The sequence below is a fragment of the Nocardia transvalensis genome (genome assembly GCF_015477765.1).
Taxonomy (GTDB): Bacteria; Actinomycetota; Actinomycetes; order Mycobacteriales; family Mycobacteriaceae; genus Nocardia; species Nocardia transvalensis_A.
In genome coordinates this window covers 587,870-607,183 of record NZ_JADLQQ010000005.1, presented here as the reverse complement: position 1 = coordinate 607,183, position 19,314 = coordinate 587,870, and the positions used below count along the sequence as shown (strand labels likewise).

2 protein-coding genes are annotated in these 19,314 nt (G+C 71.2%); both read right to left on the bottom strand.

Translation table 11 applies throughout. The annotated features are described in order from the left end of the window. Nucleotides 1–20: 20 nt before the first annotated feature. Nucleotides 21–17,882 (bottom strand): type I polyketide synthase, encoded by a 17,862-nt coding sequence (locus tag IU452_RS38200; RefSeq protein ID WP_228817987.1) that lies wholly within the window; start codon nucleotides 17,880–17,882, stop codon nucleotides 21–23. A 321-nt stretch (nucleotides 17,883–18,203) separates the two neighbouring features. After that, on the bottom strand, nucleotides 18,204–19,250 hold the full coding sequence (locus tag IU452_RS17885; protein ID WP_195110175.1) for an aldo/keto reductase: 1,047 nt from the start codon (nucleotides 19,248–19,250) through the stop codon (nucleotides 18,204–18,206). Nucleotides 19,251–19,314 lie beyond the last annotated feature (64 nt).

Sequence of the window (19,314 nt, the reverse complement as noted above, 5' to 3'; positions counted from 1 at the left end):
GATTTCGGGACGGGACTGCGTCAGAGGTTGCGGTCGATGAACTCCATCAACTCCTCCGGCGTGGTGGTGTCGGCAAGGTCCGTGCTGTGGTGTCCGTTCCCGTTGCCGGAGCCGCGCAGGTTCCAGACGGTGAGCAGACTCGTGATGCGCTGGGCGACCTGCTCGTGGTCGGCGGCCGACTCGGCCCGCAGCAACGCCTCCAGACGATCCAGCTCCGCGAGCAGAGTGTCGGTGGCGCCGGGCAATTCGTCGTCGAGGAACGCGGCGAGCGCCTCCGGCGACGGGTGGTCGAACGCGAGAGTGGCCGGGAGCGGCACTCCGGTGACGGCGGTGAGCCGGTTGCGCAATTCGACCGCGGTGAGCGAATCGAAGCCCAACTCGGTGAAGCTCCTGCGGGGGTCGAGCGCGGCGGGGGAGGCGTGCCCGAGCGTCGCGGCCACCTCGGCACGCACCGCGTCGAGCAGCAGGCTCCTCCGCTCCTCGCCGACGAGACCGCCGATCCGATCCCGCAGCGATTCGACGGCCCGCTCGGCGGATTCGGGTTGCCGAGTCGCGGCCGGTGCGAATCCGCGCAATACGGCGGGTATATCGGCCGCCTCCCGCAGCGCCGCACGGTTCAGCAGCAGCGGGACGACGAGCGCGTCCTCGGATCCGAGCGCGTCGTCGAACATCGCCAGGCCCTGCTCCTCCCGGATCGGTACCACACCCGTGCGCGCCAGGCGGCGACGATCGGCATCCCCGAGTTCGCCGGCCATGCCGTCCGCGGCGCCCCACAGGCCCCACGCCAGCGAGAGCGCGGGAAGTCCCTGTTCCCTCCGGATTTCGGCGAGCGCGTCCAGGACCGCGTTCGCCGCGGCGTAATTCGCCTGTCCGGCCGAACCCAGTACTCCGGCGGCGGAGGAGAACAGCACGAACGCCGACAGATTCCGATCGCGGGTCAGCTCGTGCAGATGCCATGCGGCATCGACCTTGGGCGCGAACACGGTCCGCAGGCGTTCGCCCGACTGGCCCGCCAGCGTCGCGTCGTCGACCACTCCGGCGCAGTGCACGACCGCCGACAGCGGCCACCGCTCGGGCACCGCGGCCAACAGCCGCGCGAGCGACTGCCGGTCCGCGACGTCGCAGGACGCGAATTCCACCTCGGCGCCGAGCTTACGCAGCCGGGCGGCCAGGTCGTCGGCGCCCGGAGCGTCTGCGCCCCGGCGGCTGACCAACAGCAGCCGGCGAACCCCGTGCGATTGGACCAGATGCCGGGCGACCAAGCGGCCCAGCGCCCCGCTCGCCCCGGTCACCAGCACGGTGCCGTCCCAGGAAACGTCGGCGGCGGACGCAACCCCGCGTACGAGCCGCGGAGCGAAAGCGTGACCCGAGCGCAGCGCGATCTGTGCTTCGCCGGACGCCACGGCGGCGGCGAGTCGATCGGTGCCGCCGTCGGTGTCGACCAGCACCACCCGGCCGGGATGTTCGACCTGCACCGATCGCACCAGACCCCACACCGCGGCGGCGGGCAGACGGCGGTCCGGATCGGCGGACCGGACGCCGTCGGTCACGACGATCAGCCGTGTGGCGGTGGTGGTCTGCCGCTCGAGCCAGTCCTGGACGGAATTCAGCACATGCTCGGCCGTGAGCCGGGCGGATTCGGCGAGATCACCCCGATCCGACCGTCGCACAACGACTTCGAGCATCGCGGTGTCGGTCGGAAGTTCCGTCGCGGGCGGCAGCGCGATCGGCTGCCAGTCCATTCGCAGCGACGATGCCCGCGCCGCACGCAGCCGGTCGTCGGAGACCGGCCGCCCCACGAGCGAGGAAACCGAGACGAGCGGAGCACCGGACTCGTCGGCCAGGTCGAGCGAGACCTCGTCGGGACCGCGGCGGACGAGCCTGACCCGGAGCTCACGGCCCACACGGCCGTGCAGCGCGACACCGGACCAGTGGAACGGCAGGTTCGCCTGCGCGTCGGCGGCGACCGCGGTGATGTGCAGTGCGGCGTCGAACAATGCCGGGTGCACGGCGAAACCGTCGGCCGCGTCGTCCAGTTGGACCGAGGCGAACATCTGGTCGCCGCTGCGCCACGCCGCCCGCAGACCGCGGAACGCCGGACCGTACGCGATGCCGGTCTCGGCCATTCGCGCGTAGAAGTCGGTGACGTCGACCGGTGTGGCGTCCGCGGGCCACTGGATGGGCTCGGGCCGCGCGACGGGTGCGGCATCCAGCACACCGTCGCAGTGCCGCGTCCACGGCTCGTCGGAATCCGCACCCTCCGGTTGGGAGAACACCGCAACCGCCCGGCGGCCGTCCACCGGTTCGTCGACCTCGACGCGAATCCGGACGCCTTCGTTCTCGGCGAGGACCAGCGGGACACCGGAGGTGAGCTCCACCACCCGCGGGTGGCCGCTGCGGCGTCCGGCGTACAGCACCAGATCGACGAATGCGGTACCGGGGAACAGCACCGCGTCGTGCACGGCGTGATCGGCCAGCCACGGCTGCGCCTGGAGTGACACCCGGCCGGTGAACAGCATCCGATCCGACGACGGGAAGGTCACCGACGCCTTGAGGATCGGGTGGTCCGCGCTGTCCAGACCCGCCACACCGAGATCGACCACCCCGGAGGGCTGGTTGTCGAGCCAGAGGCGCCGGTGCTGGAACGCGTAGGTCGGCAACGGTATCGCGCGGGCGTTCGTATCCGCGAAGTAGTTGTGCCAGTTCGGGCTCTGGCCCGTGACGACGAGGTGCGCGAGCGCGAGGGCGAGCGCCTGCGGCTCGGGCCGGTCGTGACGCAGCGACGCGACGGCTGTGCCGGTGACGTGTGCGGTCAGCGCGGCGGTCGCACCGATCTCCAGATACACGGCGGGGGTGTGCGCCACGATCGCGGCGAGGGCGTCGGCGAAACGCACCGTCTGGCGCGCATGCCGGACCCAGTGATCGGGATCGGCGAGGGTGGTGTCGTCGATCGGCGCCCCGGTGACGGTCGAGACCATTGGGATCGTCGGTGCCGAGAACGTCAAATCGGCGACAGCGCTGCGGAATTCGTCGAGAATGGGCTCCATCAACGGGGAGTGGAAGGCGTGGGAGACGCGCAGCCAGCGCGTCCGATGCCCGTCGAGGCGCTCGGTGATGTCGACGAGTGCGCCGCGCTCACCGGACAGCACAAGGGAATTCGGACCGTTGACCGCGCCGATGCCGACCCGGTCCCGGTATCCGTCCAGCAAGGGCAGGACGTCGCTCTCGGGGATGTCCACGGCCACCATCGCCCCGCCCTCGGGCAAGGACTGCATCAACCGGCCGCGGACCGCGATCAGCTCGGCCGCGTCGGCGAGGGTCAGGACTCCGGCGATGTGAGCCGCGGCGACCTCGCCGATGGAGTGCCCGGCCACGACGGCGGGGGTGATGCCCCACGATTCCCAGAGCCGATAGAGGGCCACCTGCAGGGCGAACAGTGCGGGCTGGGCGTAGCGGGTCTGGTTGAGCAGATCCACGTCGTCGCCGAACACGATGTCCCGCAACGGTTCCGGAAGGTGCGGGTCGAGGTGGGCGCATACCGCGTCGAACGTCTGCGCGTACACCGGGTAGGCGTCGTAGAGGCCGCGGCCCATGCCGAGCCGCTGGGAACCCTGCCCGGAGAACACCATCGCCACTCCGCCCTCGGCGGCACGTCCGGTGATCACCGCCGGGTGCGTGACACCCTCGGCGAGCGCGCGCAGCGCCGCTGTCCGGTCGGCCTCGTCCGTCGCGAGGACGACCGCGCGGTCCTCGAGTGCGGCACGGGTGGTGGCGAGCGACCAGCCGACGTCGAGCGTCGAATCGGCCTCGGTCACCGCGTCCGCGAGCCGAATCGCCTGGTCCCGCAGTGCGGCCGGGCCGCGAGCCGACAGCACCCACGGCACGACGGGCAGCGCGCGCGGGTCGCCCGCAGCAGGCTCGATCGCCGGTGCCTGTTCGATGATGACGTGGGCGTTGGTGCCGCTCACGCCGAAGGAGGAGACGGCGGCGCGGCGCGGGCGACCGTGGTCCGGCCAGACCTGGGTTTCGGTGAGGAGCGCGACTTTGCCGGCGTCCCAGTCGACTTCGGGCGTCGGCTGGTCGACGTGCAGCGTGCGGGGCAGCGTGCCGTGCCGCAAGGCCATGACCATCTTGATGATTCCGGCGGCGCCCGCGGCGGCCTGGGTGTGGCCGATATTGGATTTCACCGAGCCCAGCCACAGGGGTTCGTCGCGGTCCTGTCCGTAGGTGGCCAGGAGTGCTTGGGCTTCGATGGGATCGCCGAGTCGGGTTCCGGTGCCGTGGGCCTCGACCGCGTCCACCTCGGACGGGCGCAACCCGGCATTGGCGAGGGCCTGGCGGATGACCCGTTGCTGCGCAGGGCCATTCGGAGCGGTGAGACCGTTGGACGCGCCGTCCTGGTTCACCGCCGAGCCACGCACGACCGCCAGGACCGGGTGGCCGTTGCGTCGAGCATCGGAAAGCCGTTCCAGCAGCAGCATTCCGGCCCCTTCGCCCCAGCCGGTGCCGTCGGCGTCGCTGGAGAAGGCCTTGCACCGGCCGTCGTGCGACAGCCCGCCGTGCCGACCGAACTCCACGAACGGGGCGGGCGTCGCCATGATCGTCACACCACCGGCCAGTGCCATGCTGCATTCGCCGGAGCGCAGCGCCTGCGCCGCGAGATGCAGCGCGACCAGCGACGACGAGCACGCGGTGTCGATGGTGACCGCGGGCCCCTCCAGGCCGAAGACGTAGGCGACCCGTCCGGAGGCGACGCTGCCCGCGCTGCCGTTGATCAGATATCCCTCGACGTCGGCGGGCACATCGGTCAGGCGGGCGCCGTAGTCGTGGTACATCACGCCCGAGAAGACGCCGGTTCGGCTGCCCCGCAACGACATCGGATCGATACCCGCGCGTTCGAACAGTTCCCAGGAGGTCTCCAGCAGCAGTCGCTGCTGCGGATCCATCGCGAGCGCCTCGCGCGGGGAGATCCCGAACAGGTCCGGGTCGAACTCGGCCGCGTCGTACAGGAACGCGCCCTCGCGCGGCGCGGTCGGGTCCCATCCGCGGTCGGACGGCATGGCCGATACGGCATCGCCGGCGTCGGAAACGAACTGCCAGAACGCTTCCGGGGTAGTGCCGCCGCCGGGGAACCGGCAGCTCATCGCGACGATGACCACCGGATCGTCGTCGATCTGCCCGGCGGGCAGGGCCTCCGGTGGCGCGTCCGCACGTCCGTACAGCGCCTGTTCGATGTGCTCGGCCAGCGCGATCGGGTTCGGGTGGTCGAAGACGATGGTGGCGGGCAGGCGCAGGCCGGTCGCGACATTGAGACGGTTGCGCAATTCGACGGCGGCGAGCGAATCGAACCCGAGGTCGCGGAACGCGCGACTCGACGGAACCCCGTCGGCGGAGCCGTGCCCCAGCACTGCCGCGGCCCGGGTCCGGACGAGTTCGAGCAGGACGCTCGCCCGCCGATCGGCGGGGATGTCCGCCAGCGGGCGTGCGTCGTCGTCCGGACGTGCGGCCGCACGCCGAACCGGCACGCGAACCAGGTCCCGCAGCAGCGGGGGGATCGGGCCGCCGGATGCGATCAGCGCACGGGCGTCCACCCGTACCGGAACCAGCGCGGCGTCGTCGTGCTCGCCGTTCCAGGCCGCGTCGAACAGCGACAGCGCGGACTCGGTCGGCATCGCGCCGATACCCAGTTCGGACAGGCGGCGCAGGTCCGCGTCGGTCAGGTCGGCGGTCAGCCCGCTGCGCTCGTCCCACAATCCCCACGCCAGCGATACCGCCGGTGCGCCGTGCTGCCTGCGGTAGCGGGCGAGCGCGTCGAGGAATGCGTTCGCCGCGGCATATCCCGCCTGGCCGGCGGGACCGAGAACCCCTGCGGCCGAGGAGAACAGGATGAACCGGCGCACGCCGTGCTCGCGGGTCAGGTCGTGCAGGTGCACCGCGGCATCGACCTTCGGCCGCAGCACCGCGTCGAGCAGTTCGGGGGTGAGCGAGTCGACGACTCCGTCCGCGAGTGCACCCGCGGCGTGGATCACGGCGGTCACCGGGTGGGTGTCGCGGAGATCGTCGAACAGTCGCGTCAGCTCGTGCCGGTCGGCGACGTCGCATGCGACGATCTCCGCCTGCGCGCCGGCGGCCCGCAGGTCGGCGAGCAACTCGGTGGCTCCGTCGGCGCTGCCGCCCTGCCTGCTGACGAGCAGCAGGCGGCATACCCCGTGTTGCTCGACCAGATGCCCAGCGACGAGTCGGCCGAGAGTTCCTGTGCCGCCGGTGATCAAGACGGTGTCGTCGGGACCGACGGGCGCGTCGGCCTGGGCAGCCTCGCCGACGCGCACCAGCCGGGGGAACCGGGGTCGGCCCTGGCGCACGGCGATTCGCGGCTCACCGCTGGCGACCGCGATGGGCAGCCTCTGATACGAGGCGTCGGCGCCGTCCACGTCGGCGAGGACGAATCGGTCCGGATGCTCGGTCTGGGCCGAGGCCACCATGCCCCAGACGGTCGCGAACCGGGTGGACGCCGGATCGTCCGGGAGCACCGGAACGGCGTGCCGGGTGACCAGCACGAGCTGTGACTCGTCGAACAGCGGCTCGGCGAGCCAGTACTGCAGGAGTTCCGACGCTCGCACGGCCTCGGCGCGCGCGATCGAGGCCGATGGCTCCGCGCCCTCGTCGAGCCCGAGGTCGAGACGGGCGAACACCAGGCTCGGCAGCTCGGCGTCGTCTTCTTCGAATGCGGCGGCCAGCGCGGCGAGCTCGGCCGCATCCGACACGTCGACATGCGAGACGACATCCGCGGGCACCACCGAGGCCGGGGTGAACTCGCTCCACTCGACGCGCAACAGCGCGTCACTGCGCCCGACGCCGAGGCGGGTCAGCCCGGCGAGGTCCACCGGGCGCAGCACCAACGCCTCGGCCTCGGCGACCGGCACGCCCGAGGGGTCGGTGATCGACAGCCGGGCCTCGGTCGGGGAGACGGTGTGCAGATGCACCCGCGCCGCCACGGCACCGGTCGTGTGCACGGTGAAGCTGCGCCACTCGAACGGCAGCACCGAGGGCGCGCCGTCCCGCAGCGGAGCCGCGAGCAGGACGGTCTGCGCGGCCGCGTCGAGCAGTGCCGGGTGCAGGGTGAACCGTTCCGCGCCCGCGCGCTGCTCCTCGGGCAACGCGATCTCCGCGAATACGTCACGGCCCGAACGCCATACGGCCCGCAGCCCCTGGAACGCGGGGCCGTAGGAGTAGCCGTGCCCGGCGAGGCGTCCGTACACGGCGTCCACGGACACGGGCTCGGCGTCGGGGGTCGGGCGGGCGGCGGGCGCCGCGGGGGCCGGGCGGCCCGAGCGCGTCAGCGTGCCGCTCGCGTGCAGGGTCCACCCGTCACCCTCGAGCACATCCTCCGGTCGCGCGTGGACGCTGACCGTGTGGCGGCCGTCGCCGGTCGACGACACCTGCACGCGCAGGTGGATTCCGCCGCGCTCGGGCACCGCCAGGGGCGTGGTGAGCGTGAGCTCCTCGACGAGATCGCAGCCGACCTCGTCGCCCGCCCGCACCGCCATCTCCAGCACGGCCGTCCCCGGCAGCAGGAGCACGCCCGCCACGGCGTGATCGGCGAGCCACGGATGGGTGTCGATCGAGATCCGGCCGGTGAGCAGAATCTCGCGCCCGTCCGGCTGGTCGACGCGCGCCGAGAGCAACGGATGGTTCAGCGCCGTCTGCCCGGCCGCCGCCAGATTCGCCGCGCCGGTCGCCTGTCCCTCCAGCCAGTAGCGGGTGCGCTGGAACGGGTAGGTGGGCAAGGGAATCGGTCGTGCCCCGGGGAATTGCGCGGCCCAGTCGACGTCGATGCCGTGGGCCCACGCCGTCGCCGCGGAGGTGAGCAGGCGGTCGAGGCCGCCGTCGTTGCGGCGCAGGGTGCCGATGGCGGTGACGGTGTCGCCGGATTCCTCGAGGGACGGGAGGAGGACGGGATGCGGGCTGGGTTCGATGAACGTGACGCGGTGGCCGGAGACGAGGGTTTCGACCGTGGGGTGGAACAGCACCGGCTGCCGCAAGTTGCGGAACCAGTAGTCGGCCGTGAGTTCCGTGCCGTCGAGCGGGGTTCCGGTGACGGTGGAATAGAAGGTGATGTCGCCCGGCCGCGGAGTTACGGGTGCCAGCGCCACGTCGAGCTCGGCTCGGATCGCTTCGACGCCCGGTGTGTGGGAGGCGTAGTCGACCGGGATGCGCCGCAGCCGGACGTCGCGCTGTTCCAGGGTCGACAGCAGATGTTCCAGTGGCTCTCGAGGTCCGGCGACGACGGTGGATTGCGGTCCGTTGAGGGCGGCGATGCCGAGGGCGGGATGGTCCGCGAGGAGGTGCTCGAGGTCCTCGGCGGGCAGGGCGATGGAGGCCATGCCGCCGTGGCCGGCGAGATGGTGGCCGATGATGTGGCTGCGCAGGGTGACGATGCGCGCGGCGTCCTCGAGGGTGATGATCCCGGCGATGTAGGCGGCGGCGATCTCGCCCTGCGAGTGGCCGATGACCGCATCGGGTTCGACACCGAAACAGCGCCACGTCTCGGCGAGGGCGACCATGACCGCCCACAGCGCCGGTTGCACCACGTCGACGCGGTCGAGCACGGAGTCGTCGGTGCGCAACACCTGTGTGAGCGACCAGTCGACGAACGGCGCCAGCGCTCGTTCGCAGCGTGCGATGGATTCGGCGAATACCGGTGCGGTGTCGAGCAGTTCGGCACCCATACCCAGCCATTGGGAACCCTGGCCCGGGAAGACGAACACGATCTTGCCGACGGAATCCGCCGTGCCCTCGACCACCGTCTCGGCCTGCGCCCCCTCGGCGAGGGCGGTCAACCCCGCCAGCAGTTGCTCGCGGTCACCACCGACGACGACCGCGCGATGGTCGAGCGCGGCACGGGTGACGGCCAGCGACCATCCGATATCGGCCAGGTCCTCGTCGGCGACCGTCAGCAGTCGCCGGGCCTGATCACGCAGTGCCTCGGGAGTTTTCGCCGACAGCACCCAGGGCACGGCCCCAGGGGCAGGGCGCGGGGTGTCGGGCTCGTCGGCGACGGGAGGCGCTTCGAGGACGACGTGAGCGTTGGTGCCGCTCACGCCGAAGGACGAGACCGCCGCGCGGCGCGGGCGGTCGTGATCGGGCCACCGCTGCTGCTCGGTCAGCAGTCGAACCGCGCCGGAGTCCCAGTCGATCTCGGGGGTCGGCTCGAGGACGTGCAGCGTCTGCGGCAGGATGCCGTGCCGCAGGGCCATGATCATCTTGATGACACCGGCGGCGCCTGCCGCGGCCTGGGTATGACCGATATTGGATTTCACCGAGCCGAGCCACAGCGGCTCCTCGCGGTCGCGCCCGTAGGTGGCCTGCAGCGCCTGCGCCTCGATGGGGTCGCCGAGACGTGTTCCGGTGCCGTGAGCTTCGATGGCGTCCACGTCGGCGGGCCGCAGTCCGGCATTGGCGAGGGCTTGGCGGATGACGCGTTGCTGCGAAGGACCATTCGGGGCTGTGAGCCCGTTGGACGCGCCGTCCTGGTTCACCGCCGACCCGCGCACGACGGCGAGCACCGGATGGCCGCGCCGCCGGGCCTCGGACAGCCGTTCCACGAGCAGCAGGCCCACGCCCTCCGCGGAGCCGAACCCGTCGGCGTCGCTGGAGAAGGCCTTGCACCGGCCGTCCCGCGAAAGTCCTTGCTGGCGGCTGAATTCGGTGAACATGTGCGGCGTCGCCATGACCGCGACACCGCCGGCCAGGGCGAGGGAACATTCGCCCCGCCGCACCGCCTCGGCGGCAAGGTGCAATGCCACCAGCGACGACGAGCATGCCGTATCGATGGTGACGGCCGGGCCTTCGAGGCCGAAGGTGTAGGAGATCCGGCCGGAGGCGACACTGGGTGTCGCACCCGTCAGCAGGTACCCCTCCAGATCCTGCGGCGGCTCGGCGACCCGGGTCTGATAGTCGTGATAGGACATGCCGACGAACACGCCGGTATCGCTGCCGCGCACCGACATCGGATCGATACCGCCGCGCTCGAAGGCCTCCCAGGCGGTCTCCAGCAGCAACCGCTGCTGCGGGTCCATCGCGAGCGCCTCGCGTGGCGAGATCCCGAACAACGCCGCATCGAAATCCGCCGCATCGTGGAGGAACCCGCCGCGACCGGTGACCGAGGTCCCCGGCCCGCCCGGCACCTCCGGCAGCAGCCGCGCGAGATCCCACCCGCGGTCGGTCGGGAAGTCGCCGATGGCATCGCCGCCGTCGACGACCAGCCGCCACAGCGCCTCCGGCGAGTCGATCCCGCCCGGATAGCGGCACGCCGCCGCGACGATCACCACCGGGTCGTCGTCGCTCGCCGCCGCGGTCGTGGGGCGCGCCTCGGTCTCGTTCGCGCCCAGGATGACGGATTCGAGATGGCGGGCCACCGCGGCGGTCGTCGGGTGATCGAACACCAGGCCCGACGGCAGCCGCACGCCGGCCTCCGCACCGAGCCGGTTACGCAGTTCCACACCGGTGAGCGAGTCGAATCCGAGGTCGTGGAAAGGCTTTTCGACATCGACGGCGGCCGTGTCGGCATATCCCAGTACCGCGGCCACCTGCGCCCGCACCACATCGAGCACCGCCGCCGACCGCTGTCTCGCGGGCAGCGCGCGCACCCGCGTCGCCAGCCCCGAACCGGGTTCGTCGCTCCGAGTGCCCGCGCCCGCGTCGAGCTGCGCGCGAACCTCGGGCAGGTTCTCGATGAGAGGCCGTCGGCGGGCCTCGGTGTAGGCGAGGAAGAAACGGTCCCAACGGAAATCGGCCACCATGACGGTCGCCCTGCCCTCGGGCTCGTCGCGGGTGAGAATCGCCAGCGCGCGGTCGGGCGCGAGGGGCGGCACACCGTGGCGGCGCAGCCGGTCCTCCACGCTGCCGATCGCGGCCATGCCGTCACCCGCCCACGGACCCCACGCGTAGGAGGTGGCCGGAAGGCCGCGCCCGCGGCGGTGCTCGGCGAGCGCGTCCAGATAGGCGTTGCCGGGCGCGTAGCCGCCCTGGCCGGGGATGCCGAGAACACCGGAAATCGAGGAGAACAGGACGAATTCGTCCAGTTCCGTGTCCGCGGTGAGTTCGTGCAGATGCCGCGCACCCTCGGCCTTCACCCGCAGCACCCGGTCGAGCTGGTCGACGGTGAGGGAGTCGACCACCGCGTCGTCGAGCATGCCCGCGGCGTGGATCACCGAGGTCACCGGGAACCGAGCCAGCAGCCGCGCCACGGCCTCCCGGTCGCCCATATCGCATGCCACGACGCTGACCTCGGCGCCGAGGGCCCGCAATTCGGCGGCGAGCTCGTCCGCGCCGGGTGCCTGCGGGCCGCGGCGACCGGCGAGCACGAGATGGCGCGCCCCCTCCAGGGCGAAGCGCCGAGCGACCTGCGCGCCGAGCGCGCCCGTCCCGCCGGTGATGAGCACCGTGTCGCGGGCGGCGCGCTTCTCCGGGGCCGGTGCGGCGGCGGTGGCGTGCACCAATCGGCGTGCGAATACACCGGTTTCGCGGATGGCGACCTGGTCCTCGGTCCGCTGAGTCAGCACGGCGAGCAGCCGCTCGATCGCCCGATCGTCGGGCTCGGCGGTGACGTCGACGAGCCCGCCCCAGCGTTCGGGCTGTTCCAGCGCCACAACGCGACCGAGTCCCCACACCTGGCTCTGCACGGGGCTGCGCAGGTCGTCGGCGCGGTTCACCGCGATCGCGCCCGAGGTGAGGATCCACAGCGGGACCTCGAGTTCGGCATCGGCGAGCGCGTGGACCACCGTCAGCGTCGTCGCGATACCCGTCGGGACCGCGGGGCTGCCCGGATACGGCGACTCGTCCAATGCGAGCAGGGACAGCACCCCGTCGACGGCGTGGGGAAGACGATCGCGCAATGCGACGCGATCGGCGGCGCCGAGCCGCAGCTCGACGACCTCCGCGCCGCCCGCGCGCAGCGCAGTGCGCACCGCCGGTGCCCAGGCGGGCTCGTGCGCGGTGTCCGGCACGAACACGAGCCACGTCCCGGCCGGGGCTGCACCGTTGATCGTGGTCGATGGCGCCCACTCGACCGAGTACCGCAGGGCATCGAGTTCGGTGTTCGCGCGCCGCGATTCGCGCCAGTGCGCCAGCGCGGGCGTCGCCTGCGCGAGCCAGCCCGGCCGATCCTCGAGCAGACCCAGCACCGACGCCACCGCGTCGGCGTCGTGGGATTCCACTGCCGCCCAGAATCCGTCGTCGTCCGCTTCGGCGGCGACCGGATGCACGGCGGTGCCCAGCCAGTAGCGGGTGCGCTGGAACGGATAGGTGGGCAACGGGATTCGAGGTGCGTCGGGGAACTGCGTGTGCCAGTCGACGGGGACACCGTGCGCCCAGGCGTGGGCGACGGAGGTGAGCAGGTCGGCACCGGTGCCCTGGTCGCGGCGCAGCGTGCCGACGGTAGTGACGGAGGTCTCGGAGGCGTCGGCGGTGTCCTGGATGGCTGCGGTGAGGACGGGGTGTGGGGTGGGTTCGATGAAGGTGGTGTGGGTGGGCAGCAGGGACTGGACGACGGGGTGGAACAGGACGGTGTGGCGGAGGTTGCGGAACCAGTAGTCGGCGGTGAGTTCGGTGCCGCCGAGCCGGGTGCCGGTGACGGTGGAGTAGAACGCGATTCGGCCCTGTCGTGGGGTGATGTTCGCCAGTGCCGCGTCCAGCTCGGCTCGAATGCCGTCGACGTGCGCGGTGTGTGAGGCGTAGTCGACGGGGATGCGGCGTACCCGAATCTCGCGCTGTTCGAGGGTGGACAGCAGTTCTTCCAGCGGCTGCGGTGATCCGGCCACGACGGTGGATTGGGGTCCGTTGAGTGCGGCGATGTCCAGGTCGGGGTGGTCGGTAAGGTGGTCTCGGACGGTGTCGGCGGGCAGGGCGATGGAGGCCATGGCGCCGTGTCCGGCGAGGTGGTGGGCGATGATGGTGCTGCGGAGGGCGACGATGCGGGCGGCGTCGTGGAGGGTGAGGATGTCGGCGATGGTGGCGGCGGCGATTTCGCCTTGGGAGTGGCCGATGACGGCGGTGGGTTCGATGCCGAGGGAGCGCCAGGTTTCGGCGAGGGCGACCATGATGGCCCAGAGGGCGGGTTGGACGACGTCGACTCGGTCGAGTGCGGCATGGTCGTTTCGCAGGACGTCGGTGAGTGACCAGTTCACGAACGGTTCCAGTGCTTGTTCGCAGCGGTGGATCCATTCGGCGAATACGGGTGTGGTGTCGAGGAGTTCGGCGCCCATCCCGGCCCATTGCGAACCCTGACCGGGAAAGACGAACACGACATCACCCGCGGCGGCCGCCGAACCGCGAACGAGTCCCGGATGCGGTTGTCCCAGGCTCAGCGCGGCCAGCGCCTCGGCGCGCTCGGCGGAATTCGCGCCGAAAACCGCGGCCCGCAGCCCGAAGACGGGACGTGCGGTCGCGAGCGTGGCACCGACCGCGACAGGATCGATCTCCTCCTGCTCCTGCAGGTGTTCGCGCAGACGCCGCGCCTGGGCGCGCACCGCGTTCTCGTCGACAGCCGACAGCAGCCACGGCGCGTCGAGCCCGCGATCGGCCGCGCCGTCCCGCGGACCGGCCGCGGGGACCTCCGCGTCCGGCGACTCCTCCAGCACCACATGGGCATTGGTGCCGCTGATGCCGAAGGACGAGACACCGGCGCGCCGCGGTCGATCGTGTTCGGGCCAGGCCTGCTGCTCGGTCAGCAGCCGGACGGCGCCCGCGGACCAGTCGACGTGTGTGGTGGGACCGTCGATGTGCAGGGTGCGGGGCAGGACGCCGTGCCGCATGGCCATGACCATCTTGATCACGCCCGCGACACCGGCGGCGGCCTGGGCGTGGCCGATATTGGACTTGATCGACCCCAGCCACAGCGGTTGCGGGCGGTGCTGTCCGTAGGTGGCGAGCAGGGCCTGGGCCTCGATCGGGTCGCCGAGTCGCGTTCCGGTGCCGTGGGCCTCGACGGCGTCCACATCGGCGGGTCGTAGTCCGGCGTCGGCGAGGGCCTGTCGGATGACCCGTTGCTGCGACGGGCCGTTGGGTGCGGTGAGCCCGTTGGACGCGCCGTCCTGATTGATCGCGGAGCCACGCACGATCGCGAGGACGGGGTGGCCGTTGCGCCGGGCGTCGGAAAGGCGTTCGACGAGAAGCAGACCCACGCCCTCGGCCCAGCCGGTGCCATCGGCGCTGTCGGAGAACGCTTTGCAGCGACCGTCCGGTGACAACCCACCCTGCCGGCTGAACTCGACGAAGATTCCGGGCGAGGACATGACCGTCACGCCACCGGTCAACGCCATCGAACACTCGCCGCGCCGCACCGCCTCCGCGGCGAGGTGCAGGGCGACCAGAGACGACGAGCACGCGGTGTCGACGGTGACGGCCGGTCCCTCCAGACCCAGCGCATAGGCCACCCGGCCCGAGGCCACGCTGCCCGTGGTGCCCGTCAATCGGTAACCGTCGGTGCCGTCCGATGGTTCATGCAGCCGTGGGCCGTAATCCTGCGCCATCGCACCGATGAACACGCCGGTGTCGCTGCCGCGCAGTGTCTGCGGGTTGATGCCGGCGCGTTCGAGGGCCTCCCACGCGGTTTCGAGCAGCAGCCGCTGCTGGGGGTCCATGGCCAGGGCCTCGCGCGGGGAGATGCCGAAGAACGCCGCGTCGAATTCGGCCGCGTCGTAGAGGAATCCGCCGCGGGAGGTGATCGAGGCACCCATGCCGTCGAGGTCCCAGCCGCGGTCGGCGGGGAAGGTGCCGATCACGTCACGGTCGGCCGCGACCAGCCGCCACAGCTCCTCCGGCGTGGACACCCCGCCCGGATAGCGGCAGGCCATACCCACGATCACCACCGGATCGTCGTCGCGGGCCGCCGTCCGTGCCGGGGCGACCGGGACGGCGGCGGCAGTGGTGCCCCGCACGCGTTCTTCGAGATGGGCGGCCAGGGCCAGCGGCGTCGGATAGTCGAAGACCGCCGTCGGCGGCAGGCCCACCCCGGTCGCCTTGGCGAGGCCGGTGCACAGCGTCGCCCCGACGATCGAGGTCAACCCCTGCGACCGGAACGGCGTCGCGTCCTCGACCTCGCCGGGCGTGTCGAAGCCCAGCGCCACCGCCGTATGCCTGCGCACCATATCGAGCAGGACATCGCGCAGATTCTCGGTGCCCGCCTCCCGCAGGCGTAGCGCCAGCGCCGACATGTCCTCCGCAACCACGGCGTCGACGGTGTCGAGCCAGTGGCGCGTGCGCTGGAACGGGTAGGTGGGCAACGGAACTCGGCGCGCGCCGGTGCCGTCGAGCACCGCGGTCCAGTCGATCGCGACCCCGGCGGTCCAAGCCTCGGCGGCCGAGCTCAGCAGCCGCGTGTGCGTGCCCTCGTCACGACGCAGTGTCCCGATCGCCGCGACCGGCACCCCGGCCGCCTCGGCGGTCTCCTGTACGCGGACCGTGAGCACCGGGTGCGGGCTCGGTTCGATGAACGCGGTGTGCCGCTGCGACAATGCCGCCACGACGGGCTCGAACAGCACCGTCTCGCGCAGGTTGCGACACCAGTAGGCCGCGGTGAGCTCGGTGCCGCCGAGCTCACCGCCGGTGACGGTGGAATGGAAGGCGATATCGCCGGCCCGGGGCGTGATCGGGCCGAGGGCGTCGAGCAATTCCTCGGTGACGGCGTCGACGTAGGCCGAATGCGAGGCGTAGTCGACAGGGACGCGCCGCACCCGAACCGCACGGCTGTCCAGCAGCTCGAGCAGTCGCTCGAGCGGTTCGGACGGGCCGCTGACCACGACCGACCGCGGGCCGTTGAGCGCCGCCAGACCGACCTCGGGATAGTCGGAGAGGATCTCGCGCAGCTCGTCGGCGGGCAGCGCGACCGTCGCCATGCCGCCCCGGCCCGCGAGCTGACGAGCAATGATCCTGCTGCGTAACGCGACCACACGCGCACCGTCGGACAGCGAGAGCATGCCCGCCACGCACGCGGCGGCGATCTCACCCTGCGAGTGACCGACGACGGCGGCGGGCCGCACACCCAGCGATCGCCACACGTCCGACAGCGCGACCATCACCGCCCACAGCGCGGGCTGCACCACGTCGACACGGTCGAGGGCCGCGGCGGACCCGTTGCCGCGCAGCACCTCGGTGAGCGACCAATCCACGAACGGCGCAAGGGCGTTCGCACACCGGTCGATCGAGGCGGCGAAAACGGCCGAGGAGTCGAGCAATTCGGCCGCCATGCCGACCCACTGCGACCCCTGACCGGGAAACACGAATACCGGGCCGGCCGCGTCGACCGCCCGTCCGGACACTACCGCGGGATTCGGCTCGCCGGACGCGATCGCCGCAAGCCCCTCGAGCGCCGAGCCGACGGCATCGCGGTGGGGTGCGAGCACCACGGCGCGGTGCTCGAACTCCGAACGCGTGGTGATCAGCGACCACCCCACATCGAGCAGGTCCGCACCGTTTTCGAGCACCGTGGCGAGTTGGGTCGCCTGTGCCCGCAGGGCCGCCGCACCGGCGGCCGACAGCACCAGCGGCACCGGTGTCGCCGCGGCGGACGAGCCTTCCGCTCGGCGCGGCGAGGGCGGCGGCGCGGAAACCGCGACGTGGCAATTGGTTCCACCGATGCCGAAGGAGCTGACGCCCAGCACCGCCGAGTCGCCGGGAATCGGCTCGACGTCGGTCTGGACACGCAGATTCAGCTCGTCCAGCGGGATGTCGGGGTTGGGTATGCGGAAATCCGCGGTGGGAACGAGAGTTCCGGCGCGCACGCACAGCGCGGTCTTGATGAAACCGGCGATACCGGCCGCGGCTTCGAGATGACCGATGTTCGACTTGATCGACCCGACGTGCAGGGGATTTCCCGCCTCGCGCGTCGCGGCGAGCACCGCGCCGAGCGCGGCGGCCTCGACCTGATCACCGGTCGGCGTGCCGGTGCCGTGCAGCTCGATATGCGCGACCGTGGCGGGGTCGATGTCGGCCTGCCGGTACGCGGCGCGGATCGCCTCGGCCTGACCCTCGACGGTCGGCGTCGAAAGGTGCTCGCCGCCACCGTCATTGGTCACCGCGCTGCCGCGAATGACGCAGTAGATATCGTCGCCGTCGGCGAGCGCGGCGGCCAGCGGCTTCAGCACGACGGCGCCGCCGCCCTCGCCCTGCGCGAAACCGTTGGCGCGCGCGTCGAACACATGGCACCGCCCGTCCGGAGACAACGCCCCGATCCGGTGGGCGGCGAGGGCGTGATGCGGCGTGAGCCGGAGGGTCACCCCGCCCGCGATGGCGAGGGAGCATTCGCCCCGGCGCAGGCTCTCCGCGGCGAGGTGGACCGCGACCAGTGAGGATGCCTGTCCGGCATCGACGACGAGGCTGGGCCCCTTCGCCTCCAGGAAATACGACACGCGATTGGCGACGATGGAGCGCTGGGATCCGGTGAAGGTGTGCGCGGTGATCGCGTCGGCGCCCCGGTCGCGCCCGAGCGTGGTGTAGTCGTCACCGGCGACGCCGACGAACACGCCGGCGCGGGTACCCGACACCGATCGACCCGCGATTCCCGCGTCCTCCAATGCCTCCCAGCTCAGCTCCAGCATCAGCCGCTGCTGGGGATCCATCGTCGCGGCCTCCCGGGGTGACACCCGGAAGAACTCGGCATCGAACCCGGCGACGTCGTCGAGGAAGGCGCCGCGCCGGATGATGTCGGCCTCGGCATCGGACACGCCCGCCAGTGCGTCGGGCGCCCAGCGCCCGTCCGGAACCGGTGAGTCGACGGCGGTTCCGGACGTCAGCAGCGACCACAACGCCTCCGGGCCCGCGGCGCCGGGAAACCGGCAGGCGATTCCGACCACCGCGATGTCACCATCCATACGCAGCGGCATCTACTTCCCCCTTCGTGGGTTCGTGTTCACTGGAGACCGATCGTGTCGTCTCGCGGTCGGCGGCGCGGCGGTGTAAATCGAACGACGAATACACGTGCTCGAGTCGAAAACGGAGATTCGGTGCGGGGGTGCATCGAACATCCATCATCAATTGACCGGTGCTGGCGGACCGGCGAGAGTAATCTCTGACGAATAATTTCTACGTAATACGGACCCGGAGGTAAAGTGGACCTTTGTACACGCAAAATGGGGTTGTGTACAAAAGTTCAATTCCCTGTACGAAGGTTCGATTCGTGGTAATTCCGGTGCCGGCGCGTGCCGTCACTGCAGCAGGCGAGACCGCAGGGCGGCGCCGAACTCGCCGTAGGGATAGCCGCTCGGGCACGGATCGCTCGCCTCGGTCAACCGTGCCATCTCGTCGTCATCGAGGGTGAGATCGCGGGCCGCCAGGTTGTCGGCCACCTGCTCGCCGTTGCGCGCGCCGAGCACCACGCAGCTGACCCCGGGCCGGGCGGCGACCCAGGCCAGGGCGACGCCGGCGGGTGTCACATTCCTCGCGGCGGCGATCTCGTGCAGGATCTTCAGCACTTCCCAGGTGCGCTCCCGCGCGACGTGTGAGCTGTAGAGGGCCGCAACGTAGTTGTCGTGCATCATCCCTCGCTCCAGGTGCTCGCCGAAGCGGGAGCCCTCGGGGCGGGTGTGCGCGGAGTACTTGCCGGTGAGCAACCCGCCGGAGAGCGGGGACCAGGCCAGCAGCCCCAGGTTGTTGGCCATGCCCGCCGGGATGATCTCCCATTCCACCTCGCGGCACAGCAGGCTGTACTGCGCCTGGTACACCACCGGTCCGATCAGGCCGAGCGCCTTGGCCAGGTCGACGGCCTTCTGCAGCTGCCATCCGGTGAAGTTGGACAGCCCGATGTACTGAATTTTGCCCTGGCGCACGGCGTTGTCCAGGAACGACAGCGTCTCCTCCAGGGGAGTCAGGGGATCCCACGCGTGCACCTGGTAGAGGGGTATGGAGTCGATCCCGAGTTTGGTGAGCGAGGTGTCGAGTGCCCGGGTGAGGTTGTGCCTGGTGTTTCCCCATTCGTTCATCGCGGCGGTCGTGGTGTACCCACCGCCCTTGGTCGCGATCAGGACGCGCCCGCGGATCTCGGCGGGCTGCCTGCTCAGCCAGCGGCCGACGATCTCCTCGGCGCGCCCGCCGGTGTAGCCGTCCGCGGTGTCCACCAGCAGTCCTCCGGAGTCCACGAACACGTCCAGCGCGCGGCCCGCCTCGGCTTCGTCCGTGGAATCGCCGAATGTCGCGGTGCCGAGCGCGAACACCGACGTGCCGATGCCACTGGCGCCGAGTAATACCTGCTTCATCTAATTGCCACCTCGCTGGCCTGTGGTCACGAGCAAACGTTTTCATCCTGCCTACCGGTGCGGC